The following is a 24,119-nucleotide window of genomic DNA, read 5'->3' on the forward strand; positions in this document are numbered from 1 at the left end:
TATCATTTTTATTCATTAAGCCTGGTAACTGATCACTGATAGCTGACCACTGATTTAAAGGTTCCCGCAGTATCTTCATCATCCCATTCCCCATTGTGGATGGACAAGCGGGATCTCCTGAGTTTCTGGTGATAAATCAAGCTGATAATCGGGTTATGCTGAACGCTCAATTCAGCCATGAATGATATTTATGATACTTTTCACAAGATGATCTCAGGAGAACTGAAAACGGCAAATTTGAGAATTTTAGGTGTACTTCTTAAAGGCTAGTGTGACATTGTGACCACCGAACCCGAAAGAGTTGGATAGTGCGACTTCAACTTTTTGCTCGCGGCTAGAGTTGGCTACGTAATCTAGGTCACACTCTGGATCGGGATTTTCTAAATTGATGGTTGGCGGAATTTTATCACTAGCGATCGCCAATACTGTGGCTACTGCTTCGATGCCTCCTGAACCACCCAAAAGATGTCCTGTCATCGATTTGGTGGAACTGACGGCAATTTTATAAATGTGATCGCCTAAGGCAGTTTTCATGGCAGCGGTTTCGGTGGAATCATTAGCCGGGGTGCTGGTGCCGTGAGCATTGATGTAACTCACCATTTCTGGGGTGAGTCCGCCATCTTTCAGAGCCAGTTGGATGGCTCTAGCGGCTCCCGTGCCACCTGGTACTGGGGAAGTCATATGATAGGCATCACAGGTCATGCCATAGCCGACCATTTCCCCATAAATCCGAGCGCCACGACTCAAGGCGTGTTCTAATTCTTCCAAGATGAGTACTCCGCCACCTTCACCCATGACAAACCCATCGCGATCGCGGTCGAATGGACGGCACGCGTGAGCGGGGTCATCATTGCGAGTCGAAAGCGCTCGTGCTGCGGCAAAACCAGCTAAACCCAAGGGTGTAATTGCGGCTTCACATCCCCCGCAAATCATTGCTTGAGCATAACCATTTTGAATCAGGCGAAATGCATCCCCAATGGCGTTAGAACCTGCGGCGCAGGCGGTGACAGCGCAAGAGTTAGGCCCTTTAGCACCGGTATGAATTGCTGTTAATCCCGCGGCCATATTGGCAATCATCATGGGAATCATGAAGGGACTACAGCGATCAGGCCCACGATTGAGGTAGATTGTTTGCTGGTCTTCCATCACCTTTAGTCCACCAACACCGGAGCCAATCATCACTCCCACCTGTTCGGCATTTAGTTCATTAATGACTAACTTGGCGTCGGCCAGGGCTTGTTTGGCGGCTGATACCCCAAATTGGGAAAACCGATCCATGCGTTTGGCTTCTTTGCGATCCATGTAATCATGTGGATCGAAGTTTTTTACTTCCCCTGCAATGCGGCAATCATGGCGCGACGCATCAAAAAATGTGATGTGGTCAATGCCATTGCGTCCGCTTAACAATCCTTCCCAATATTCATCTGGTGTGTTACCAATAGGTGTAATCGCGCCAACACCAGTTACAACAACGCGTTTACGTTTATAATCTGTCATGACTTAGTTAAAGGTGGCGAGAAAGCTGCACAATATAGGGAATGGGGACTGGGGACTGGGGACTGGGAAGCAGGGATTGGGAAGTAGAAAGACAAAATAATGGTTTCTTCAGAAGATTTTTCTCTTTAGCCAATTATTACCAGTACCTAATACCCAGTACCCATTGCCCCTTATCCCCAGAGTGGGTCCCGAGTTCCCCAATTGCTGTTTAGGCAGATGCAGCAACTTTGTCGTTGATGTAATCCACCGCTTCTTGAACCGTCGTAATTTTTTCGGCGGCTTCATCGGGAATTTCAATATCAAATTCTTCTTCCAATGCCATTACCAATTCAACTGTATCTAGGGAATCGGCTCCTAAATCGTTAGCAAAATTAGCTTGGGGTGTAATAGTTTTGTCAACTTTGTCATCATCAACACTCAGTTGATCGGCAACAATTTTCTTGACCTTTTCAAAAATTTCTTGATTCATAGGTAAAAGTCCTTGACCAGTTGCTATTATCCGCTCTTTATGGGCGACATGGTTTTGAGCATATACATCTTATCGGAAAGCGCGATCGCCCGTATACTACCGGAGGCTTTTCCTTGAGAAAACTCTAGCCCCTAGGGTACGACTAAACTGTTGTACCTGAAAGCACAAGGTAATCTAGAGAAAAACAGTTGGCAATTAGAACCAGCGACGCGATCGCTTGATGTCAACGCTTTTATTTACCAGGTGATTAGTGACCTCCTCCCCCACTGACGCGATCGCGTACAGTCAGGGCTGCCTTACTGCGCTATCGCGCCGCTACGCTAACACGATCAGGCTTTCCTAGTTATTTCCATTTCTGGTTTTACACCCACCATCTAGATTTGGAGTAATAATTAAGTTACTTCATATCCCCGACGCTCTGATTGCCCAGGCAGTTTCCATTCCCGCCAGTCTAGCGGTACTTGTGCTAGTTTGAGTTTTTTGTGGTGCCGATTTTCGGCAACTAACAACCCATTCATTCGCCCAACATTATTGTATTACTCTTGAAATCATCGCTATATCAAGATTACATGCAACTTATCACTTCGGTTGTTATCTGTTGATTAACCCCCATCCACAAGCTCAATTTTTAGTTGAATATCTAAATTAACATCTATGCCCTGGCTAATATCCCTGTCCAAGAATGATACAACAGTAGTTGTCAGGGGCAATTGCCCTTATCCAAATATACTTTTATGCTATCTCAGACGTTAAAGTACGCTTATTACCCTGGTTGTGTCGCCCAAGGAGCTTGTCGGGAGCTGTATTTATCAACTCAAGCTTTGACTCAAGCATTGGGTATTGAACTGGTTGAATTGAAAAAAGCTGCTTGTTGCGGTTCAGGCACATTTAAAGAAGATTCTCAATTACTAGAAGATACGGTTAACGCCAGAAATATTGCTTTAGCAGAAGAATTAAATCTACCCTTACTTACCCATTGCAGCACTTGTCAGGGTGTAATCGGTCATGTCAACGAAAACCTGAAAACATGCCAGACCAGTAACCCTGCTTATGTTGAGCAAGTAAATAGTTTGCTGCACAAAGAAGGTTGTTCACCTTATCGCGGTAGTACCGAAGTTAAACATCTCCTTTATGCCCTAGTCACAGATTACGGTTTAGAGGAAATTACCCAACGTGTAACTCGTAAGTTAACGGGATTAAAATGTGCTGCTTTTTATGGTTGCTATCTCCTGCGTGCCCAAAAGTTAATGCCCTATGATGACCCTTTCCAACCTGAAGCAATGGAAAATGTCTTTCGAGCAATAGGCGCAACACCAATTTATTATCGTGGACGCACCCAATGTTGTGGCTGGCCCCTTGCTAGCTACGCTACTACCCAGTCTTTCAAGATGGCTGGGATGCACATTCAAGAAGCCTTAGAAAATGGTGCTGATTGTCTAGTCACGCCTTGTCCTCTTTGCCATCTGAATTTAGATTCTCGTCAGCCAGAAGTAGAAAAAGTCATCGGGCAGAAACTAGGTTTACCAGTACTGCATTTACCACAGTTAATTGCCTTAGCATTAGGAATTAGCCCGAAAGAACTGGGTTTAGAACGCCACATTGTTTCCACAAAGTCATTGTTGGAAAAATTGGAGATTAGCTAGTAGACAGAGGGGGAGATGGGGAGATGGGGAGATGAGGAGATGAGGAGATGGGGAGATGAGGAGATGAGGAGATGAGGAGATGGGGAGATGGGGAGATGAGGAGATGAGGAGATGGGGAGATGGGGAAGATGAGGAAGATAAAAACAAAGATATTGGTACTCACCGAAAATCCTTCCCCCCTGCTCCCTGCCCCCCTGCCTCTTCCTGCCTCGTCCCCAGTCCCAATCACTTCTTCCCTAACTGGCGTTGCAATTGCTTGAAGGATAGATACATTTCTGGCAAGCGATTATAAATAGCAGATATCTTCAGATATAGTTTGTGGGGTATTGCTGGCATTCCGGAGACGATTTCCCCTGGTGCAACATCATTATGAATTCCGGCTTTAGCGGATGCGATCGCCCCATCACCAATTTTCACTTGATTGGCAATTCCCGATTGTCCAGCGAGGATGACGCGATTACCAATTTTGACGCCTCCTGCCATACCGGCTTGACCGGCGATGGCACATCCTGCACCAATTTGGCAGCCGTGTCCTATCTGTACCATGTTATCAATTACTGTCCGACGTCCTACTCTTGTTTCCCCTACGGCTGGGCGGTCAATGGCACTGTTGCAGCCTACTTCTACACCATCTTCTAAAACAGTGTAGCCAGATTGTTCCATTTTTAACCAACCAGTAGGGGTAGGCACAAAGCCAAAACCTTCTGCACCGATGACAGCGCCACTGTGAATTACGCAATCTGCACCGATAAGTGTGCGCTCATGTATGGTGCAGTTAGCATGTAAGGTGGTGCGATCGCCTATTTTGGCATCGGGATAAATCACCACATTGGGATGAATTATGGCATGATTACCAATTTCTACATTTTGCTGAATCACTGCATGGGGGCCAATATAAACATCATTGCCTAGTTTTGCTGTGGGGTGAATCACAGCCGTGGGATGAATTTCTGGGCTGGGGCGATATGGCTGGTAGAAGAGGGCGATCGCCTGGGCAAACGTCAGCTTGGGGTTGGGTGTAGCTATCCAAGCTATACCGCGTTCTTGAGCTTGTGATTGTAATGTTTTGTCTAAAGGCAAAATTAAAGCACTGGCATTTGTTGTGCTGACAAAAGATGCGAATTTTGCGCCTTCTACGTAACTGAGATTACCAGGTTGAGCTTCATCTAAAGCAGCCAACCCTATAATTGCTGGATCGTAACTTTGCAAAGTTGTCAGGCTATTGTCGGTAGTGGCGTCCAGTTTACTGATAATTTCACTGAATTTCATATTGTGCTGTTATGAGGTTACATGTTGAAGCGATACAGTTGCTATTTAACCAATTTTTACTTGTAGTCTATATTTGTGGCTTAATTATCTCAACATTCAGGATATTTACATAAAAAATAATTAGTTCTAAAAATCGGCTATAAGTATTGCTAAATATAGCTTTAATGTTGGCGCTGAAGACATAAATTTTTCATTTAAACGACCTTTACAAAACAATTTAGTGATGCTGAGTGTAATTACTTATGGCAGTAACTCTACGTCATTATCTGATTGAACTCAAATTAATTCAATCTACGTACAAGCACGTTACATTAGTAGTTTTAATTTTTACATTATTTTTTAAAAAGATTTACTGTTTACTAATTTAATTACCTAGTAATAACACTGATGGCGCACGTATTTCTTCAAACTATCTTTGGATTGCAGTTTGATGAAAAGTGTATTTTTTATGGTAGTAAAAAGTTTAAGATTGAAAGCGTTTCTTGTACTCCCCTGGGTATTAAGCGGTGTTGGTGAAGTACAAAAAACGTCTTTAGCAACGGTTGTTCAGCCATCATCCAATTATGAAGCAATAGTAAAGAACAAACCTCAGATCATCAGTATGAATTCGGGAACAACATACTATGTCAGTGGTAGTGGCAACGACAACAATAACGGACGTTCGGCATCGTCTGCTTTTAGAACAATTCAAAAGGCAGCAAACCTGACTCAGCCAGGAGATACGGTACTGATCATGAACGGAGAGTACAAAAATTCGCACTCTGGCAACGTAGTATATATTTCACGCTCTGGAAATGCAAATGCCTGGATTACTTATAAAGCGCATCCTGGACATTCACCGAAGATTAAACACAATGCTTGGCACGGAATTGAGATTGATCGAGGCGCTTCTTATATCGAAATCAATGGGCTGGAAGTAGAAGGAAACAATGCCAATATCAGCCTTGATTATGCCAGAAGTCAAAGATATAACGGTGGCAACCCACTAACAAACGGCAATTGCATCACCCTAGATGGGCGCAAAAATGGTCGTTCGCGTCACATCCGCATTCTCAATAACAAGATACATAACTGCGGTGGTGGTGGTGTTTCAGTCATTCAATCTGACTACATAACAGTGGATGGCAACGAAATATTTAATAATGCCTGGTACTCTGTATATGCCAACAGCGGCATTTCTATGTGGCAGAATTGGAATTCTGATAACAACACCACAGATTACAAGATGATTGTGACCAACAACAAGACTTACAACAATCGTCAGAACATTGAATGGTTAGCAGTTGGTAGAATCACTGATGGTAATGGCATCATTATCGATGACTCTAGAAATACTCAGAACGGCTCCAATTTGGGTAAATATCGAGGTCGCACTTTAGTTGCCAACAATGTTACATACAAAAATGGTGGTTCAGGTATTCATACTTATGAGAGTGATCACGTTGATATTGTCAACAATACTGCTGTTTTGAATAACCAAAGTCCAGAACTCAGCGGTGGACAAATATTTGCTGCTGATTCATCTGATGTCAAAGTTTTGAACAACATTCTTTATGCTTTCCCTGGTAAGAGAATGAATGGTAACTCCCGAAGTACTAACATCACGTACGACCACAATATCTACGCTAATAATGGCAACATAGTTGTGCGAGGGGCTAACGATATTATCGCTGACCCGCAGTTTGTTAATCTATCGAAAAATGACTTTCAACTGAAGGCAAATAGTCCAGCTATCGACAAAGGTAGTACATGGAGTATTTTAAAAACTGATTTTGCTGGCAAACCTCGTCAATCGGGTACTAAATATGATATGGGGGCATACGAATATCAGCATTCAAGTACTCCCACTCATCCTACTACTCCAAATAACCCTACACCAGGTTGCCCTAGTAATTAAAATCAATAATATCCTGAAATGCTGATTTTTAGGATGTTACTAGTGGGGTTTTTGCTGCTTTTATTGGACATTTTCATAATGCTCATTGCCAATTTATTCTACGGATGAATTACAGCAGGATCATGAATTTCTTATATGAAGTGATAGGATTACCAAAAAGTGCGATAATTCCACAGGAAGCCGCAAAAGCGCTTCTTTAAGGTAATCTTAGACACCAATTATTGATGAAAATTCTGTTTCCACTAGGAATGAAAAGTTTGAGTTTGCGTGCATTTCTTGTACTTCCTTGGGTATTAGGTGTTATAGGTGCAGCACAAAAACCAACTTTAACAACCAGTAATCATCCGTTATCCAATCATCAAGAAAGGATAGAGGAATCCAAGTTGATTAGTATGAATTCGGGAACAACATACTATGTCAGTGGTAGTGGCAACGACAACAATAACGGACGTTCGGCATCGTCTGCTTTTAGAACAATTCAAAAGGCAGCAAACCTGACTCAGCCAGGAGATACGGTACTGATCATGAACGGAGAGTACAAAAATTCCAACTCTGGTCAAGTGGTATATATTTCACGCTCTGGAAATGCAAATGCCTGGATTACTTATAAAGCGCATCCTGGACATTCACCGAAGATTAAACACAATGCTTGGCACGGAATTGAGATTGATCGAGGCGCTTCTTATATCGAAATCAATGGGCTGGAAGTAGAAGGAAACAATGCCAATATCAGCCTTGATTATGCCAGAAGTCAAAGATATAACGGTGGCAACCCACTAACAAACGGCAATTGCATCACCCTAGATGGGCGCAAAAATGGTCGTTCGCGTCACATCCGCATTCTCAATAACAAGATACATAACTGCGGTGGTGGTGGTGTTTCAGTCATTCAATCTGACTACATAACAGTGGATGGCAACGAAATATTTAATAATGCCTGGTACTCTGTATATGCCAACAGCGGCATTTCTATGTGGCAGAATTGGAATTCTGATAACAACACCACAGATTACAAGATGATTGTGACCAACAACAAGACTTACAACAATCGTCAGAACATTGAATGGTTAGCAGTTGGTAGAATCACTGATGGTAATGGCATCATTATCGATGACTCCAGAAATACTCAGAACGGCTCCAATTTGGGTAGATATCGAGGTCGCACTTTAGTTGCCAACAATGTCACATACAAAAATGGCGGTTCAGGCATTCATGCATTTTTAAGTGATAATGTCGATATTGTCAACAATACTGCTGTTTTGAATAACCAAAGCCCAGAACTCAGCGGTGGACAAATATTTGCCGCGGAGTCATCTGATGTCAAAATTTTGAACAATATTTTCTACGCTTTTCCTGGTAAGAGAATGAACGGTAACTCCAGAAGTTCCAACATCACTTACGACCACAATATCTACGCCAATAATGGCAACATCGTTGTGCAGGGAGATAATGATATTATCGCTGATCCGCAGTTTGTTAATCTATCGAACAATGATTTTCGACTTAAGGCGAATAGTCCAGCTATCGATAAAGGTACTAACTTTAGTGCCGTAAAAACTGATTTTGCTGGCAATCGTCGTCCGTCCGGTAAAGGATATGATATCGGGGCGTATGAATATGAAGACTAGGCACAATTAACCTATTGGTTGATCAAATTGCCCTTCGGCAAAGCTAATGCCTAAATTTACTGTTAGGCAAATAAAGCAACCTGATACTGATTCCTCATTTCTTTAGTAAAAGTTGATTTTTTGGCGTTGCTAAATTTAGGGATGAATCTTATGGGGTGAATTTCTTAAACGCCCTAAAATACAAGGGACAGGCGAGAAACCCATCCCCAATAAAATTAAAATCATCCAGCAAATATGCAACGCCGATTTTTTTACCCTTTCCCCTGAAAGACAAAAGGTTTTGACAAAAGTTAACGTTTTTGCAACGCCACATCTTTTTTGCTTAACTTTTCGTGAGGGAAGTATTCTTTTGCATGATAAAAATAACTGCTAGATTCGTTTTTCTCAATGATTCCATTGACAACTAAACCTAAAACGTTGTGATTGGCTCTGTCTAGCATCTCTTGGGCGGCAACAGCACTATTATAATCAATTACCTCTGGTCTAGATACTAACAACATCCCATCGGACATGCGATTTAAAGTTAAAGCGTCAGCCGCAAGCAGCAAAGGAGGAGCATCGATAATTACACAATCGTACTGTGATGCAAACTGTTGAATGAGTGATGCCATGTGCTTGGATTCTAGTAAAGCCAGTGGGTTAGGTGGTCTAACTCCAGCAGTTAAGACATCCAGGTGATCCATAACTGTATTCACAGCTGTGCGGAATTCAGCCTGTCCTACAAGTACCTCACTCAAACCTGCGGCATTTGTTAGTTCCCAAAGATGATGCTGAGAAGGCATTCGCATATCTGCATCAATTAATAAAACCTTTCGTCCTAGTTGAGCGATCGCAGCAGCCAAATTAGCGGAAACTGTAGACTTACCTTCTTTGGGAACTGCACTGGCGACTACAATTGTTTTCACATCCTTATCTGAACTGAGGAATTTCAGATTGGCTTGAATCATCCGGTACATTTCGCTAGTTAAAGAGTATGGCATATCTCTAACAGCAATCTCAGGGGTAATTGATTCTGGCTCACGATGACGGGAGTTAGCCTTACTCGGCAACAAAGGAAGCATCCCTAACGGTGTATAGTTAAATACCTCTCTGACTTCCTTCGTTGTTTTGAGGGATTTATCTCTCAGTTCTAGGAAGAGAACGGCCGTAGTGGATAAAAATATCCCTGACATCAATCCCAAAGCCAAAACAATCAGTTTTTTCCCTGATGCTGGCTCTGTGGGAACTAAAGCCTGAGCAATAATCCGAGCATTGGGTGTAGTTCTATTTTCTGCTACCTCTAATTGTTGAACTTTTTGCAACAAATTTTGATACGTAGTTTCTGCAACTGTAACTTTCCGTTCTAAATCCCGCTGAGTTTGTACTAATTGGGGTATGTTTCTCAAACGCTGCTCGTAGGTAGAGCGTGAATTGTACAAAGAAGCAACTCTCTGGCTCAGTCCAGAGCGCTGCACTTCTGATTGCAGCAAATTTTGGATCAAGTTTTGTCTGAGTTCTCCAATCTGTAATAGTCTGGGCGGAACATTGGCTTGATTACCAACAGTCTGGGCAATTTGCTGTTGTAAGAGGTTTTGTAAACTAGCTCTTCTGGCTACTAGTCCGACTACTACCGGGTTTTCATCTTGGAAACGACTACGCTCATTCGCCAACTGTAGTTCCGTTTCTTGAAGTTGTGTCAGCACTCCCTGCACAGCCGGTGACTGACTCAGCGTACTCACAACGATCGCTTCCTGGGAATTTAGGGCAACTTTCTGCCGTAGTTCATTGGTTTGAGCATTTACCTCAGCTAATTGCGCCTGAACAGTATTAATCTCGTTATTAAGATTGCTAATAAGCCCAACAGATGTCCTTGTTTCTTCCGGTAAGTCTGCAATGTTGTACTTCTGTCTAAATATGCGTAACTCTTCTTCTGCCTTATTCAGAGCAGCTCGACTTTGAGGCAGCTGCTGAGACATAAAGTCACGAGTTGCTTCTGCCTCAGAACGATTGATGAGAATATCGTTTTGGAGATAGAGATCCATTATTGTGTTGATTACTGCTGCTGTTTCGTCAGGTTGACGACTGCTGTAGTTAATTTGCAACACATCTGTGCCACCAACAATTTTTAGATCTAGGGATCTCTCTAGCTCTTTTGCTTCTAGTGGTTCACCTTTGTCATTCTTGAGTTGTAATTTGTCTATTACCTGCTGCAAAAAAGAAGGAGAAGAAATTACTTGCATTTGAGTACTGATGGGATTTTGAGTAGAGATCAAAGATCTCAAATCACCTGCTTCTTGTCCTTCTGCTTGACTAGGCAACAAATTATTACCTACTGTTTTAAAAGAAGGCATCCGGAAGAAGAGTTTTCCTTCTGCCTCATACGAGGGCTTCATCAATGTTGTGGCTACAACACTTAGTCCAAATGTACCTGCCAAAATGAGTAAGACTAGTATCCAGCGCCGTTTCACTGTTAATAAGTAATGGCTCAAGTCTAAGTCAATAGACTCTTTAGATTCCACAAATTTTTCTGAATTTGACATAATTTTTCCTTTACAAGTAAGGGTTGGCAACAAAAAAATTAGATTTTATTTAGAAGAGAATTTCAAGTAATACTGCAACCATAAATGCACTGATGGGACTTAACAATAGTGTTGACTAACTAGGTTGCAAAATTGAGAATTTTTCGATGTGGGTATTTGCTTGACTTGTTTTGTTAATTGCTGCTTGTTTGTATTGCTGTATCTCAAAAAATATAAACAACAGAGGAAGGAGGAAGTATGAATAGGATCTTATCAGTCTTTGGTAGTATGATCAAGAGCATTAATAGAATCACATTCATTTCTAAATTTGCATCTGATGAGAGAATATTATTGCAACTCGCTGCATGATAAATAATCCTTATTCTCAATATATGTCAATCATTTATTAATAATAAATTAATTTAGCATAAGTGCCTGATATCATCGTAAAATACCTCCCCAGATATATTGCCTTCTTATCAATCAAATTCAAAGATTAACTTTCTTAACAAAGCAGAATATTCCCTTAGCGCTTTACTAATATTGCTTGAGTAATTCGTTGTTTGAACACACGATAAAAGAATAGTGGATTGCCTACAATATAACGTTTCCAAAGACGATTAGGCTCAACAATTAAGCGGGTTAACCACTCAAAACCATTATCAGTTAGCCAACGCGGCCCACGATATACAGATTCAGTATAGAAATCTAGACATGCTCCTAGAGGTAAAAACACACGCGTGTCAATTTTATGGAAGTTATCTTGAATCCAGCGTTCCTGTAATGGCATACCAAAGCCGACATATAAAACATCTGGCTTAAATTTATTAATTTTCTCAATTACAGCTTCTTCTTCTGCTCCAGATTTTTCAAAATAACCGTGATGTCCTTCTATGCGTAAATTAGGAGCTATCTCCAGCAACTTGCTAATTGCTTTATCTGTTACGCCTGGTTTACCAGCCAGCAAAAATAAAGAAACATTCTGTTGCTCACAAGCTAACGCTAAAGTTTCTATATAATCAGGACAAGTCATACGATGTGCGGGTTCCATTTGGTAGCCCAAAATTTTTGCTCCCAGTGACACACCAAATCCATCGCAAAATACTAAATCAGCATTGTTTATAAAATTGCGATACCAAGGTAACTCACATGCAAAGTTGATTCCTCGCACATTGACATTAGCGATAGTTCTTTTTTGCTCGATTTTCCCACTGGCTACGATGTAACTTATTAAGTCATTTACTGTTAATGTATGAAATCTTGTATCTAATATTTTTATTTCAGAAAATCTTTCCATTTGGTACCTCTACAGCTTAAAAATATGTAAATTAAATCATCACTGAATGATAAATTTTGAACAAATGAATTAAATATTTATCTACATCAAAAGGTTGGATACTTTCTCTGGCGTTCTCACCTATTTCCTGCCTTAGCTCTTGATTTACAATCAAACTCTGCATCGCTATTGATAATTCTTTAATATTCCCTGGTTTCACTAGTAACCCATTTTTATCAGGAATTACTAGCTCTGGAATACCTCCAACTGGTGTAGTAATCACAGGTAATCCCCAACTCATAGCTTCAAGTAGTGCCATTGGTAACCCTTCATTGTATGAAGGTAAAACAAAAACATCCGCTTTTTTCAAAAGTGCATCTCTTTCTTGTTCATTTACCCAATCTAAAATAGTAATTTGGTTGCTTAAATTCAGATTTTTGACTAAATCTCTAGCTCTTTTACCATCTCCATCTCCCGCCATAGTCAACTCTGAATTTTGTCTTTGTTCATGAGGAATCGCCGCGAAAGCTTCAATTAAATCAAATGCTCCTTTGCGTTCACCAATTCGGCCTAAAAACAAAAAATTGACTTTTTGAAAATTTGTTCTTGGCGGTACTTCTACCGGGAGTTTAACTGGGTTAGGTAATACAACTACCTGCTTTGGGTTTAAGCCTAGATTATCGACGTAGAATTTTTTCCAACTATCTGATAAAACAATAAAACGTGTAGATTTACAAAATGCCCATCTTAATACTGCTTGGAATATTCTGGGTATCTTTGAGTAAAATACATGAAAATCAGCACTATGGGTGTGAAGAATGACTGGTTTTTGCAGTAACCAAGCAATTAAAGTAGTGATTGACTGGCGCCAAGCACTACCTCGTTCTGAGACATGGATATGAACAATGTCAGCTTCTTGTTTTAATAGTTGCCAAAATAATAAGACTAAAGCTTGAAAAAATACTAATACTTTGATGAGTGTAGATCCCTTGGGTAAAGTAGATATATGATGAATTTGCACCTCAGCAGGAGCTTGTTTAATTATTAGCTTTTCAACTGAAACTATTCCTCCTTGATTTTTTAGGCTTTCTCCTAGCATTAAAATTCGCATTCCATAAATCCTTAATTTATTATATTTATTGTTTCGATATCCCTCTTTTTGTCTATTTTAAGCTATTAATTTTTCTTGATTTTTAGGAATTATGGGCAATGATAAAACCAAGGCAATGTAAAGTACCCAAACAATAGTGTTTGAGTCCAATAATGCGGATTCAGTCAAATTGAATGTGGCTATATAAGTAAGATGGATGGCCGGCAAAATATCTGCTGCTGTTTTACTACTACGTACCCAAGTAAATGCGTGGCGGCAACTACGCCAGAATCCTATAAAGAATAAAACTAATCCTAACAGGCCTAAATCCAGCCACAGTGCCAAAAACCCGTTGTGAGGATGAGTCGGTGTCCATCCGGCTGCTCGCCAAACATATGCCGATTCTCCATTAAAACCTTGCCAAAATCCACCGTAACCATAACCAAACCAAGGTTGTTGCCAAATCATTTCCATCACAAATGGCCATAAATCTGCCCGACCAGTAAGTGTCGCATCTCTGCCAATTGAAGCAAATAAGACATCGGCATTATCACTCAACCAAAAAGAAAAAGCCTGACTAATGGTTATCAACATCATTTGCGTTGGTATCATCACTATGTATGGCCAACGAAAAGTCCGAAAAACAAAAAATGCAAATACAAGGACGAAGAGATTGACAACAGATGAAGTTGAATCTGCAAGCACTAAAAGTAGGATTGATAAGCTCAACCCACCCCACATGAGCCAACTATGCTTTTTACTTTGATAAGCTAAAAGGAGAAAAACGATCCCACTATTGACCATTTTTGCTCCCAGTCCATTTTTATGTATAAAGACTCCGCGCCACCTTCCTTGATGAATACCGCCCATGATCCCGTATGAGGGTAAAGCTATAGCAAAGATGAAACTCAATATTACAGCAATGCCAAATGTCCAACCCAACAACTGTAATTGCTGTTTTAAAGTATAACGAGAGGCTAAATAAACTCCAAATAAACTGGAACCAATAAGTGTAAAACTGTCTTTAATTGTTGTACCAGGCTCAAAAGACCAAATAACTGAAACAGCCGCAAGAATGATTAAAGGAAAAAGCCAGCGGTCTTTACTAAAGACATAAAGAGTTTTTTTCCAACGCAAAACTAATAATACGAAGGTAACTACATAAATTAATAAATTAATTATTCTAATTAATGAACTATCAAACTCAACAACTTCATTTTCTTGCATCCCTCCTGAGAGGATAAGAGTTAATATTGCCCCTGAATAAATCAGTAAGACAGTAACTGTAAATGCCTGTTCAGCAAAAAGTAAGAGCTTTTTCATAAACTGATTCAAGATTTATTTTTTATCTTTATTGCCTGGTGATAAACTTGGACTGTTTGCGCCGCAATATTTGTCCAATTTAAATCTTGCTGACAGCGTGCTAATGCCGCAGTTTGCATCTGCTGTTGTAAGTTGCGATCGCCTAATAACCGGATGATGGCATCAGCTAAGGCTGTAACATCTTTGGGAGGAACTAGTAAACCATCTTTTTCATGGGCAACTATTTCTTGCAAACCCCCAATATCAGAAGCAATTATTGGTGTTCCCATGCCATAAGATAAAGTTGCTACGCCACTTTGTGAAGCTTCAATGTAGGGTAAAACGGAAACGGCACTACGTTGGAATAGCCCTGAAACCTTTTCTAAGGGTATGAAGTCATTTATCAGTTCGATGTGGCTGGTATCGTAACCATCGGGAAAATATTGCTGGATATTTTCTCCCCGTCCAGCAATAATCAATTTGACTTCCGGAATTTTGGCAGCAACCAATGGTAGTGCTTCTAACAAGTAGTTTAATCCTTTATATGGCCAGATTCTGCCGAAGAATAATAATGTATAAGGGTCTCTTGGTAAACTGTGTTGCCCTGATCGACGTTGGTATAAACTGCCGAGTTCCCCATGTGGTAACACGTTAACTCGCTGTTGTGGTACCCGAAAATCTTGAATCAGTGCTTGTTTTAAAGCTTCAGCATGAACGATAATTTGCTGAGAGCGATAAAATGCAATACGCCTAGTATATTCTGCACCGAATACAACTTGGCGATCGCCTGGATGACGATATACATCATGAATCGTTGTTACCAATGGCGGCATTTGATTTAGCAGCAACGTCAAGTCATACCACGGATCGTTAGTTTCTTGTACATGTAACACATCTGGTTGCACATCTTTGATAATCCGCATCATGGCGCGCATAGATGACAAGTTGTGCGGATCACGCATCCGTGGCTTTTTAAAGCTGATGACGCGAATACTGGGGTCGAGAACATCGCCACAGGTAGCGGCAACATTTTCTGGTTGAATTACTGTTAAATCAACGTACTTAACTAGACTATTGGCTAACTCAATAGTATAGTCTTCAAAGCAAAAATGTAGTAAAGCAACTTTTGTCACTCGCATTTCTCCATGTTTAGCACCTTGTCACAATTATTAAGGTCAATTTCTTCATTACCTAGTATGCTAAATATCAGTTAACAACTAACAACCCTTACTAGATAACCAAAGTTGTTTAAACTGCCAATCTTTGTTACTTAACTCATATTTCAGCATAACTAGTAATGAAGAAGGAGTAATTTTTATTACTTTGATTCCTTAACTTTTTTTATTAAAAAAGGCTTGGATACTTTTTGTAGATTGGATTTTAAATTAGCACGAGCAATTATATATTTGGTAGCTTGTACTAAATCGTCACGACCTATAGATGCAAACAAAGGTATCAGACTCTGATATTTTCCTTTTTCCAACAGAGTTTTTGGATGTGCAAACTTTATCAGCCTTTCTTTCGTAAGCTCCTTGACAGGAAAAATATTCGTTTTGTCTAATACATCTAACGCCGCAAGGTGTGCCATTGTTATTGTACATTTATGACAAATACCACAGTTTAAATAACCAGTGGGTAAAACTAATTCATCACAAACTCTAAGGTTTTGGAACGCGACATCCCAACCCACTACTAATTTAGTTTTATCTAACCTGGATAAATGCACGCTATCATACTTAACACGCAAATCATAACTGCTGTAATTGGGATCTGTTAAAGGATGTGAACCCCAAGGCTCGATATGCTTTATTTCACTAGTAGAGGCTACATACACTAAATTCAATCGGTTGACAAAAGCATGTGCAATAGCTGATAAGGCAGAGCCACCAAAATAGTATTTCCAGAAATTGTAATTGCTATCTTCTAAGTCTTTTACATGTCTATATATATTGGTATAAACTGGAATTAAGTTTATTCCGGCATCTTTAGTTACTGGTAATAGTGAAATAAAAGCTTTCTCAAATGCTTCTAAAGTAGTATTTGCTATCCCGTAAACTATAAAACCATCTTTAATTGAAGCTGGATGATCTTGTCCAAAGTTAAGACGGTTATTTCGCAAAGTGGCAAAGGTATCTACGCCACCTGAAAAAAACATCCCCGCCCTTTGAGGTCTAACTGTGTTTGATGTCTTAAAATTAGTTTTTGCCTCTATTTGCACAATATCACGATCTAATTTGTACCAAGATCTCATCCAATGCATTGACGTAATTAAACCATCACGCAATTCTGGACAAATTTCTGCTTCTTCTGTATCTATAAAAATTCTTGTTTCCCCATAGTGAAAAGCTAGCATGGTACAAGCTATGAGAAAAGTATTGGGGTTGCAGGATAAGTCATTGGCAAATTCTTTAGTAGTAGCAACGTAGATTTCTTGAGAGGGTCGATCCCGATCTTCCCAAACTACAGTCGCTGCGACTCTGGTCAAATTTTCTTTTTCATACTTTGTAAAGTTACTAATCTTCATGTTTCTCCTTCACTTTTTTTAAAAAATTTTGCCCACAGAACATTGACACCGCCTAATGTATTGACCGCTAAAAAACTAGCTATCAAAGCATAGGCACAAATTGACACAATCAAAACTACCACAAAATCAAGTTGATATCTTTGTAGTAACAAGAATACTAATGCCATGCTCACGCCAATTACCAATGGACGATACATTATTCTCCATATATTCAATGAAAATAACCGACTGTACACACCATACATAAGTATGCTAAAAGCCGTTAAACTCATTGACAAATACATAAAAGCTGCACCCATTAACTGAAATTGTGAAATTAATACTACACCTGCTATATTTCCCACGGCATTGGTAATAATCACTTCTTTCAGGTTATATCTCTCTAATCCATTAGATAAAAGCAGATAACCTAATGTGCGGACAAATGGACTAGCCAGTACGGCTAATGCAGTCAATTTAAGCACTAAATCTACTTGATTAAAATCAGAATTTTTATAAATAAATGTTATTAAATCATTACCAATAAAGTGTATACCAATCACAAATGGTAAGGCTATACACATCAGCATTGTAATAATATTTTCTGTGACTTGCGCCTGTTTCTTTTTGCCACTATTTACGGCTTTTGTCATCCCTGGAAAAGCAGCAAGACTGACACTCTGAATAATCATCGTAATGGGTTGCATTAATTGGAGAACAGCACCAAAAAGACCAACCATGACTTCACTCCCCAAGAGTGAGATAATGAGAATACTTGTTTTACTAGTGATTATTCCTACTGCATCAATAGCAAAAAATGTCCGAGCAGATTTTAATAATTGCCGGATAAAACCTTGCTTAATCTCCCATCTCGGTCTAATCATGCTGGTGAGCATGACCCATTGAATAATAAAAACTATTACTTCGGAAACAACAAATATTCCCGCTATATAATTGACCCCATAATTTAGTTCTTGCATACACCATATCATTACTACTAAACGTAGAATGTAAACTGGCACCGTTGAGACAGCTATCAAAGTCATTTTTTCTTGAGCTTGAAAAATTGCCTCCGTTATATTAGAAAGTGAAAAAGGAATAATTGCTAGACCCATGATGTAGCAAACCATTGAGGTCTCAGGATTGTAGGGCAATAAAAACACCAATATAATCATTGCTCCATAACCAAGGACACTCAAAAGTATTTGCAAGAAAGTGCCATTGACTAGATACACGGGTATTTCTTCGGGATTGCGAGAAAGTTCTCGTGTAAATAAGGTTTTTAATCCCTGTGACGCAATACTCGCAAACACAAAATAGTAGCTGAATGCTAGTAAATATTGACCTAATTCATAAGCACCTAAATTACGGGCTATGGCTGCTGTTAACACAAAAGTAGCGATACTTTGTATTAAACGAGTAACTAATAATGATAGAGAATTTGTAATTAAGGTGCGTTTTTCCATATTTTTTATAGTAAATATTTTTATAATTTTTAGCAGATAATATATATTATCTGCTATGCTTGGGTGTTTTATTTATTTTTTATAGTTTTCACTTTAAATCTTTAAAATCTTTTGGTCTTTACTACGATAAAACATGTCGTATGCTGCTGTATTGCCAAAAATGTAACGCTGTATGCGACGATTTGTAATACCAGGAAATTGGATAGAGAAATGCCAGAAAAAGTAAGGATTACGTACCATTTCTATCACACATCTAAACCATTGTCGTTGCTTTAATGAGTCTACAACACGGTAATAAGCTAAATTTTTTTTAAAGACAGTAAGATTTTTAGATAAAGCATAAGCTACTTCAGGTTTTTGCCTCAAACAGTCTTCTTGATCGATAAAAGCTACAGTTGCTTGACAATCTTGTTCGAGACGCTTGACTTTAGATGAATAAACTAGAGAACCGGGACGAGAACGATAATAATAATAAGGTTTTGGTAGAAGAAAAAATCTCGCTCCTCTTATCAAACATTTCAGGGCTAACCAAAAATCTTCGCTCACCTTCATTAAGGGATCATATTTAATGTCATGTTTCAACATAAAATCTCGCCGGAATAAAGGCTTTGATAAGCCAAGGTGTAGCCCTTGTTGTCCATACACATCTGTTTCCACAAAATATTGCGGATCAATTTGCTTGATTTCTGCAACAACTTCCCCGCTTTCGTTAATTAGTGTACTCCAGGGAGCATCTTCACCGTCTCTAATCAAAAATAAATCATCAGCAATTATATCTGCATTTTGTGCGTGTGGTAACTGTAGAAGTTTTTCTAGTCTTTCCGGAGCATACCAGTCATCGGAGTCTAAAACAGCAATCCATCTGCCTTTGGCTTCCTTCAAGGCCCGATTACGTGTAGCAGCCACTCCCAGATTTTGAGGATTTACAAAAACTTTTAGTCGTTCATCTGTAAAGCTTCTAGCTACTTCGGGTGTCCCATCAGTGGAGGCATCATCTACTACAATTACCTCAATATTTTTCAAAGTTTGCTCCAAGGCCGACTCAATTGTTTGGGAAATGTAGCCTGCGGTATTATAGGCAGGAATAATGACCGATACTTCTGGATTCATGTTGATAGTCATCGATGAGAAATTCTCAGGTGTATTTACTAGTTGATTGGGTTATGCCAAATATGAGGATAGTCAGTTTTTACAGGCTGTTATCAATTATCTTTTGAGAAGTATTGTTAGCAAGCCTTCTACTTGAAGCCCATATTTGGTGTTTTTTGTCAAGGTGTAATTCCTAAGAATCTGGAAATACTAGGACTGTTTTAAGCCTCAACGGTGGCGTTAGTCACTGGGAGTCTTACTAGTGGGCTGCCTTCAAAATAGTTGGGAATGGGCGCCCCCATTAATTCTAAAATTGTGGCTGACACATCTACTGCTTCGGCGTTAGGCAAATCAGAACCTGGTTGGATATCAGGCCCCTTTGCCAAAACAAATCCTCTGTTCCAGTGACCACCTGCGCGGAAGTGAGTTAGGGGGCCAATGCGTCCAAAGTCGGGACTATCTACGACATCAGTCATGCTCTCATGCCATAAAACAGCCAAGTCAAAATCTGGCAGATGAGGATCGTTATCTAGAGGATTTTCTCTTGTCCGCACAACTTCTTTAACTATGGGTTCTCCAGTTCTGCCATCTTTGAGACGACATAGCACTTCGGCAATTTCATCACAGAGGGAATGATATTCAGCAGCGGTGACTACACCATGAGGATCTCTGCCTTGAAGATTGATGCGAATATGTCCATTGGTGAAAGAAGGTATACCAAAAGCTTTCATTTTTGTCCACAGAGGTTGATACCAACGTGCAGGCATCCAACCCATAGGCACCGATTGTTCCATCAATGGGTAAGGAGAAGCTAAACCGTTTTGGTTAGCATGTAAGAACTTACTAGGTGTCCAGGGTTTGAGGAAGCGTTTAATGGGATTTGGCTCATAATTTTTTACCCAAACTTCTCCAGGCCAAGAGTTCCGCAGGGGTTTACTGACTGTTGGTGGTAGAGGATCTCCTACTTTACCAGGTGCGATCGCAACTTGTTCGGGAAAGTTAAATCGATACAAAACTTCGGGCAAAAAGACCATACTCAGCATATCGCTGTAGTTAGGCCCCATACCATGAAGTGAAAAACATACTACATAAGCATCTTCGGGAGCTTCAGCTAATATTGTGCCGATGGCCCTATCGATATTTTCATAGGTTTCAAATAATATATCAGGAGTGCCAGTTTTACTCAGGTCGGAATGTAGGGGATGATCTGGTTGGCTATAGTTATATATGTCATGACCAGCAGTGTGTGGCTCACCAAATACTGCTAAGAATAAATCCCAAGGTTCTTTTTTTAATAAGTCACAGCAGATTTTAGTACGACTGTCAATACTTTCTTTAAGTGCTTGCTGCAACCATTTGACGTAATCTTTATCCCACCAAATACCATCATCATTGAAGAGAATGGGATTTTTGCCATATTGATTAATAATTTCCGAATAGACTTCAGGGGGATGAGAATGACTAGGTGTATAAGGAAAATGTCCTCCCCATCCTAAAATTTGGGTGCCGTTGACTTCATCAGAAAGCCTAGTTACAGGTAAATCAAAAATAGCGACTTTGTATTTGTCTCCTAAGGCATAAAATGGGGAATATTCTTGATAATCATAGCCACTTAGAGCTAGATCACATTCCATATCATACTTTTTGTCATCATACCTAAAGGAGTCCCAATAGCCTGTTTTATGAGGCTTACAACCAGTAGAAAATGCAGACCACAATGGCTCGGTTACAGCAAATTCGGTTGTTTTACCGCAGTATTCGACTGTATTCTTAATCCGACCATAGGTTCCTTGCTGACGCAGTTTAGCAATATTTTTGAGGTGCCCTTGTGACATCCATTTTTCTAGTAATACTGGATCTGCTGCATCTAAACCAATGGCAATTACAGGTTTTTTCATCTTCCTTCAAATTTCTTGTACTTGTAAATAACTGACGTAGTTAAGATGGTTTTTTGTGCCTGATACTTAGTAAGCACCTTCTTTTTTTAAAACAACCTTGACTGTTTTCATCAAAATTTCAAAATCTAACTGCAACGACCAATTCTCGATGTAGCTTAGATCAAGATTGATTACTTGTTCAAAATCGATAATATTGGAGCGTCCGGAAACTTGCCACAGACCTGTAACACCAGGTAAAACTTCATGTCGGATAAAGTGGTGTTCAGCAAACTTGTTGACATCTCTGGTTGGCAAGGGACGAGGGCCAACTAAACTCATTTCTCCCAACATCACGTTAAATAGTTGAGGTAGTTCATCTAAGCTATAACGACGGAGAAACTTACCTACACGAGTAATCCGAGGATCATCTTTAATTTTGAAGATGATACCGTCTTTGGTTTCGTTTAAAGCTTCTAGTTCTTTTTGGAGTTTGTCCGCATCTGGTCTCATGGTACGGAATTTCCATACTTTAAACTCTTGACCACGCAGACCTATGCGAGTTTGTTTGTAAAAGACTGGGCCTGGAGAATCTAGTTTGATAGCTATAGCAATGGCGGCATAAACAGGAAAGGTGAACATGAGAAATAAGCTAGTGAAGCAAAAGTCAAAACACCGCTTAAGCCAAAAATCCTTACCTGTAAGTACTGGGCAATCAAAACTCAGACAAGTCATTCCTCCGATGTTTTGCAATTCGACTTGTCTGTGAATTGGCTTTAGCCCCATTGGGAGAAGATGTACAGTGATGCCAGATGCTTGAAATAACCAGCAAACAAACATACGATTCTTAATGGCATCCCACGTAATAAAAACTTCTGTAACCCCCAATCTCTTCAGTTTGTCTAAAGTCTCTTGACGGCGATACCTGTCTAAACATTGAGAATCTTCGAGTCCACGGATAACGTAACGCTTTTCCTTTTGCACAAAGTTAAGGAATTGCTCGCTATTTTCAGCATCACCAATAATAAAAACAGAATTACACCCGAAGATTTTTTGCTTACGAAGATATTCAAGATTAAAATTGACAAATAATCTCCCAGCACAAACCAAAGTTGTACTCATCAATCCAGATAAGATAAATGTAGAGCGGGGAAGATCTAAAATAGGTTGATATAAAAAACAAACAAGTAGTATTAACCCGTGGGCAAAAGTCAATGTTTTGATAATCCCTAGATAATCACATCGCTTTTTACCTGATTGATAAATACCTTGGAGAGCTAGTGCGGCTATTTGAATCACAACTAGCAAGGGTATATAAGTGATTTGTGTATTCCAAAGAGGATCTACAGATGCAGCATGATGTAGAGCTAATACCCAAGCAAGAGTCAGAAGACTAGCGTCTGCTGCAATCAGTGTGATTAATCGTAGCCACCATGACCCCTTTCTGAGTCTAGAAAATGCAGGCGCACGTAAATCAAATACAGGCGTACGTAAGTCGAGAGCAACTTCGCTTAATTGATTAGTTGTCAGAGTTTTGTTTGTCATGTTCAGGAACACCTGGTGCAATAGTAAATTGAAAAAAGATTATGTTGATAAATATTTGATTTTCTGTTCACAATACACCCCCAATTCACGAAATAACGTCACTTCTTCCGTTAATTATTCTCACGTGTTTAGAACCAATGAGCATAGCTAACAACGAAACTAGCGGTTGAGGAAAGGCTTAATTTACCTTAGTCAACATGCTGTGAACAGTAAACACATAAATTTAATCGAGGGCATGTTTTTATAATCCACTGTGTTTTCAAGTGGGTATGCTTACGCGTGTTATCTCTGCACACGAGTCCCAAGAAGTTGCTTCTGAGAATGTGATGTTAGTATGGTGTTGGTTATTCTAAGTAATATTGAGTAAGTATTTATTAAATTACATAATATTACCCGTTCGGTAAATATAGTAGTATTTCTGAGTTTAAAAGTCACTTAGCGGTTCAAGTCTTTACTAAATATTTATATCCTTAGAGAGACTCGTATATAGAGAAAGGTATTTTTTTATATCGAGAAAGGTATTCTTTGCAGATGAGTGGCTGAAAATTTCAACATTTTAGTAATAATCAACAAATTTTAGTTATTTCAGCCACAATACTTGAATGTTTGACTCTGGAGTGCTAAAAACAAGGTGTTCCTTATCCATAAAAAACATCTAAAATACTATTTTCATAGTACATTTGTACCATGAAAATATATAGCATAATTACTTATACTTAATTTAAACAGCTTTACAAGAACTTCATTCACATAACATACTTAGTAAGTATTGCGGATAGGCCCAAAATGGTGTATGTAAACGTGTAGAGGGAGGTAAGGGAGAAATTTGTGGAAAATTTCTCCTTTGCCCTTCTTGTTTAAAAGTGAGTTCGATGAACCTCTCCCTAACCCTCTCCGACTCGGAGAGGGGCAGAAATATCCTTAATTACCAACAAAAATTAAGCCTTTAAAGTCTCTAACGCCACTTGCTACAACGCGGGAAACCCGCGCAACGCAGTGGCTTCTCCTTGCAGGGGTTTTTTAAATCCGTCAAACTCACGTTTGTTTAAAAGTGATTTGAGATTTTCGATGCC

At 39.6% G+C, this 24,119-nt stretch carries 18 protein-coding genes; 3 read left to right on the plus strand and 15 right to left on the minus strand.

Annotated features, from left to right (window positions below; all coding sequences use genetic code 11):
• Nucleotides 1-32 precede the first annotated feature (32 nt).
• The 4 genes from ACM0OT_RS15120 to ACM0OT_RS15135 form a co-directional block, all read right to left on the minus strand.
• Entirely contained in the window at nucleotides 33-179 is a 147-nt protein-coding gene (locus tag ACM0OT_RS15120; RefSeq protein WP_414565172.1) for a hypothetical protein, read from the minus strand.
• A 67-nt stretch (nucleotides 180-246) separates the two neighbouring features.
• Nucleotides 247-1,497, minus strand: a complete 1,251-nt coding sequence (gene fabF, locus ACM0OT_RS15125) for a beta-ketoacyl-ACP synthase II (protein WP_414565173.1) — start codon at nucleotides 1,495-1,497, stop codon at nucleotides 247-249.
• A 208-nt stretch (nucleotides 1,498-1,705) separates the two neighbouring features.
• A complete protein-coding gene (acpP, locus tag ACM0OT_RS15130) occupies nucleotides 1,706-1,966 on the minus strand; it encodes an acyl carrier protein (protein WP_414546307.1) in 261 nt (86 codons plus the stop codon).
• A 392-nt stretch (nucleotides 1,967-2,358) separates the two neighbouring features.
• Nucleotides 2,359-2,484 (minus strand): hypothetical protein, encoded by a 126-nt coding sequence (locus tag ACM0OT_RS15135; protein ID WP_414565174.1) that lies wholly within the window; start codon nucleotides 2,482-2,484, stop codon nucleotides 2,359-2,361.
• Between the two features lie 216 nt (nucleotides 2,485-2,700).
• Here ACM0OT_RS15135 and ACM0OT_RS15140 point away from each other — a divergent pair, with 216 nt between their 5' ends.
• Entirely contained in the window at nucleotides 2,701-3,609 is a 909-nt protein-coding gene (locus ACM0OT_RS15140; protein WP_414565175.1) for a CoB--CoM heterodisulfide reductase iron-sulfur subunit B family protein, read from the plus strand.
• A gap of 225 nt (nucleotides 3,610-3,834) precedes the next feature.
• Here ACM0OT_RS15140 and lpxD read toward each other — a convergent pair whose 3' ends face one another.
• Nucleotides 3,835-4,878 (minus strand): UDP-3-O-(3-hydroxymyristoyl)glucosamine N-acyltransferase, encoded by a 1,044-nt coding sequence (lpxD, locus tag ACM0OT_RS15145; RefSeq protein ID WP_414565176.1) that lies wholly within the window; start codon nucleotides 4,876-4,878, stop codon nucleotides 3,835-3,837.
• 601 nt (nucleotides 4,879-5,479) lie between these two features.
• Here lpxD and ACM0OT_RS15150 point away from each other — a divergent pair.
• Nucleotides 5,480-6,775 carry a choice-of-anchor Q domain-containing protein gene (locus ACM0OT_RS15150; RefSeq protein ID WP_414565178.1) on the plus strand — a complete coding sequence of 432 codons (1,296 nt, stop codon included), beginning with the start codon at nucleotides 5,480-5,482 and terminating at the stop codon, nucleotides 6,773-6,775.
• Nucleotides 6,776-6,999: 224 nt separating this feature from the next.
• A complete protein-coding gene (locus ACM0OT_RS15155; RefSeq protein ID WP_414565180.1) occupies nucleotides 7,000-8,403 on the plus strand; it encodes a choice-of-anchor Q domain-containing protein in 1,404 nt (467 codons plus the stop codon).
• A gap of 290 nt (nucleotides 8,404-8,693) precedes the next feature.
• Here the strand turns inward: ACM0OT_RS15155 and ACM0OT_RS15160 are convergent, their stop codons facing one another.
• The 10 genes from ACM0OT_RS15160 to ACM0OT_RS15205 all read right to left on the minus strand — a co-directional run bounded on the left by ACM0OT_RS15160 (nucleotide 8,694) and on the right by ACM0OT_RS15205 (nucleotide 23,046).
• Entirely contained in the window at nucleotides 8,694-10,922 is a 2,229-nt protein-coding gene (locus tag ACM0OT_RS15160; RefSeq protein ID WP_414565181.1) for a GumC family protein, read from the minus strand.
• 505 nt (nucleotides 10,923-11,427) lie between these two features.
• Nucleotides 11,428-12,198 (minus strand): WecB/TagA/CpsF family glycosyltransferase, encoded by a 771-nt coding sequence (locus ACM0OT_RS15165; RefSeq protein WP_414565182.1) that lies wholly within the window; start codon nucleotides 12,196-12,198, stop codon nucleotides 11,428-11,430.
• 31 nt (nucleotides 12,199-12,229) lie between these two features.
• On the minus strand, nucleotides 12,230-13,288 hold the full coding sequence (locus ACM0OT_RS15170) for a glycosyltransferase family 4 protein (protein ID WP_414565184.1): 1,059 nt from the start codon (nucleotides 13,286-13,288) through the stop codon (nucleotides 12,230-12,232).
• A gap of 57 nt (nucleotides 13,289-13,345) precedes the next feature.
• The gene (locus ACM0OT_RS15175; protein ID WP_414565185.1) at nucleotides 13,346-14,590 is read right to left on the minus strand and encodes an O-antigen ligase family protein; all 1,245 of its coding nucleotides are present in this window, start codon (nucleotides 14,588-14,590) and stop codon (nucleotides 13,346-13,348) included.
• A gap of 8 nt (nucleotides 14,591-14,598) precedes the next feature.
• Nucleotides 14,599-15,708: a glycosyltransferase family 4 protein gene (locus ACM0OT_RS15180; protein WP_414565186.1), complete on the minus strand. Its 1,110-nt coding sequence runs from the start codon at nucleotides 15,706-15,708 to the stop codon at nucleotides 14,599-14,601.
• A 179-nt stretch (nucleotides 15,709-15,887) separates the two neighbouring features.
• Complete coding sequence (locus tag ACM0OT_RS15185; protein ID WP_414565187.1) at nucleotides 15,888-17,093, minus strand: hypothetical protein; 1,206 nt, start codon at nucleotides 17,091-17,093, stop codon at nucleotides 15,888-15,890.
• Nucleotides 17,090-18,538, minus strand: a complete 1,449-nt coding sequence (locus ACM0OT_RS15190) for an oligosaccharide flippase family protein (protein WP_414565188.1) — start codon at nucleotides 18,536-18,538, stop codon at nucleotides 17,090-17,092. The genes ACM0OT_RS15185 and ACM0OT_RS15190 overlap by 4 nt, the downstream gene beginning before the upstream one ends.
• A gap of 93 nt (nucleotides 18,539-18,631) precedes the next feature.
• Nucleotides 18,632-19,660 (minus strand): glycosyltransferase family 2 protein, encoded by a 1,029-nt coding sequence (locus ACM0OT_RS15195; protein ID WP_414565189.1) that lies wholly within the window; start codon nucleotides 19,658-19,660, stop codon nucleotides 18,632-18,634.
• A gap of 188 nt (nucleotides 19,661-19,848) precedes the next feature.
• Nucleotides 19,849-21,525, minus strand: coding sequence for an alkaline phosphatase family protein (locus tag ACM0OT_RS15200; protein WP_414565190.1), 1,677 nt, complete (start codon nucleotides 21,523-21,525; stop codon nucleotides 19,849-19,851).
• 66 nt (nucleotides 21,526-21,591) lie between these two features.
• Complete coding sequence (locus tag ACM0OT_RS15205; protein ID WP_414565191.1) at nucleotides 21,592-23,046, minus strand: sugar transferase; 1,455 nt, start codon at nucleotides 23,044-23,046, stop codon at nucleotides 21,592-21,594.
• Between the last annotated feature and the right edge of the window lie 1,073 nt (nucleotides 23,047-24,119).

This window comes from Anabaena sp. CCY 9613 (genome assembly GCF_963920895.1).
Classification (GTDB): domain Bacteria; phylum Cyanobacteriota; class Cyanobacteriia; order Cyanobacteriales; family Nostocaceae; genus Cyanocohniella.

Coding starts and splice junctions, on each gene's coding strand:
- ACM0OT_RS15120 (WP_414565172.1), bottom strand. CDS start 179: ATGGCTGAATTGAGCGTTCAGCATAACCCGATTATCAGCTTGATTTAT.
- fabF (WP_414565173.1), bottom strand. CDS start 1,497: ATGACAGATTATAAACGTAAACGCGTTGTTGTAACTGGTGTTGGCGCG.
- acpP (WP_414546307.1), bottom strand. CDS start 1,966: ATGAATCAAGAAATTTTTGAAAAGGTCAAGAAAATTGTTGCCGATCAA.
- ACM0OT_RS15135 (WP_414565174.1), bottom strand. CDS start 2,484: ATGAATGGGTTGTTAGTTGCCGAAAATCGGCACCACAAAAAACTCAAA.
- ACM0OT_RS15140 (WP_414565175.1), top strand. CDS start 2,701: ATGCTATCTCAGACGTTAAAGTACGCTTATTACCCTGGTTGTGTCGCC.
- lpxD (WP_414565176.1), bottom strand. CDS start 4,878: ATGAAATTCAGTGAAATTATCAGTAAACTGGACGCCACTACCGACAAT.
- ACM0OT_RS15150 (WP_414565178.1), top strand. CDS start 5,480: ATGAATTCGGGAACAACATACTATGTCAGTGGTAGTGGCAACGACAAC.
- ACM0OT_RS15155 (WP_414565180.1), top strand. CDS start 7,000: ATGAAAATTCTGTTTCCACTAGGAATGAAAAGTTTGAGTTTGCGTGCA.
- ACM0OT_RS15160 (WP_414565181.1), bottom strand. CDS start 10,922: ATGTCAAATTCAGAAAAATTTGTGGAATCTAAAGAGTCTATTGACTTA.
- ACM0OT_RS15165 (WP_414565182.1), bottom strand. CDS start 12,198: ATGGAAAGATTTTCTGAAATAAAAATATTAGATACAAGATTTCATACA.
- ACM0OT_RS15170 (WP_414565184.1), bottom strand. CDS start 13,288: ATGCGAATTTTAATGCTAGGAGAAAGCCTAAAAAATCAAGGAGGAATA.
- ACM0OT_RS15175 (WP_414565185.1), bottom strand. CDS start 14,590: ATGAAAAAGCTCTTACTTTTTGCTGAACAGGCATTTACAGTTACTGTC.
- ACM0OT_RS15180 (WP_414565186.1), bottom strand. CDS start 15,708: ATGCGAGTGACAAAAGTTGCTTTACTACATTTTTGCTTTGAAGACTAT.
- ACM0OT_RS15185 (WP_414565187.1), bottom strand. CDS start 17,093: ATGAAGATTAGTAACTTTACAAAGTATGAAAAAGAAAATTTGACCAGA.
- ACM0OT_RS15190 (WP_414565188.1), bottom strand. CDS start 18,538: ATGGAAAAACGCACCTTAATTACAAATTCTCTATCATTATTAGTTACT.
- ACM0OT_RS15195 (WP_414565189.1), bottom strand. CDS start 19,660: ATGACTATCAACATGAATCCAGAAGTATCGGTCATTATTCCTGCCTAT.
- ACM0OT_RS15200 (WP_414565190.1), bottom strand. CDS start 21,525: ATGAAAAAACCTGTAATTGCCATTGGTTTAGATGCAGCAGATCCAGTA.
- ACM0OT_RS15205 (WP_414565191.1), bottom strand. CDS start 23,046: ATGACAAACAAAACTCTGACAACTAATCAATTAAGCGAAGTTGCTCTC.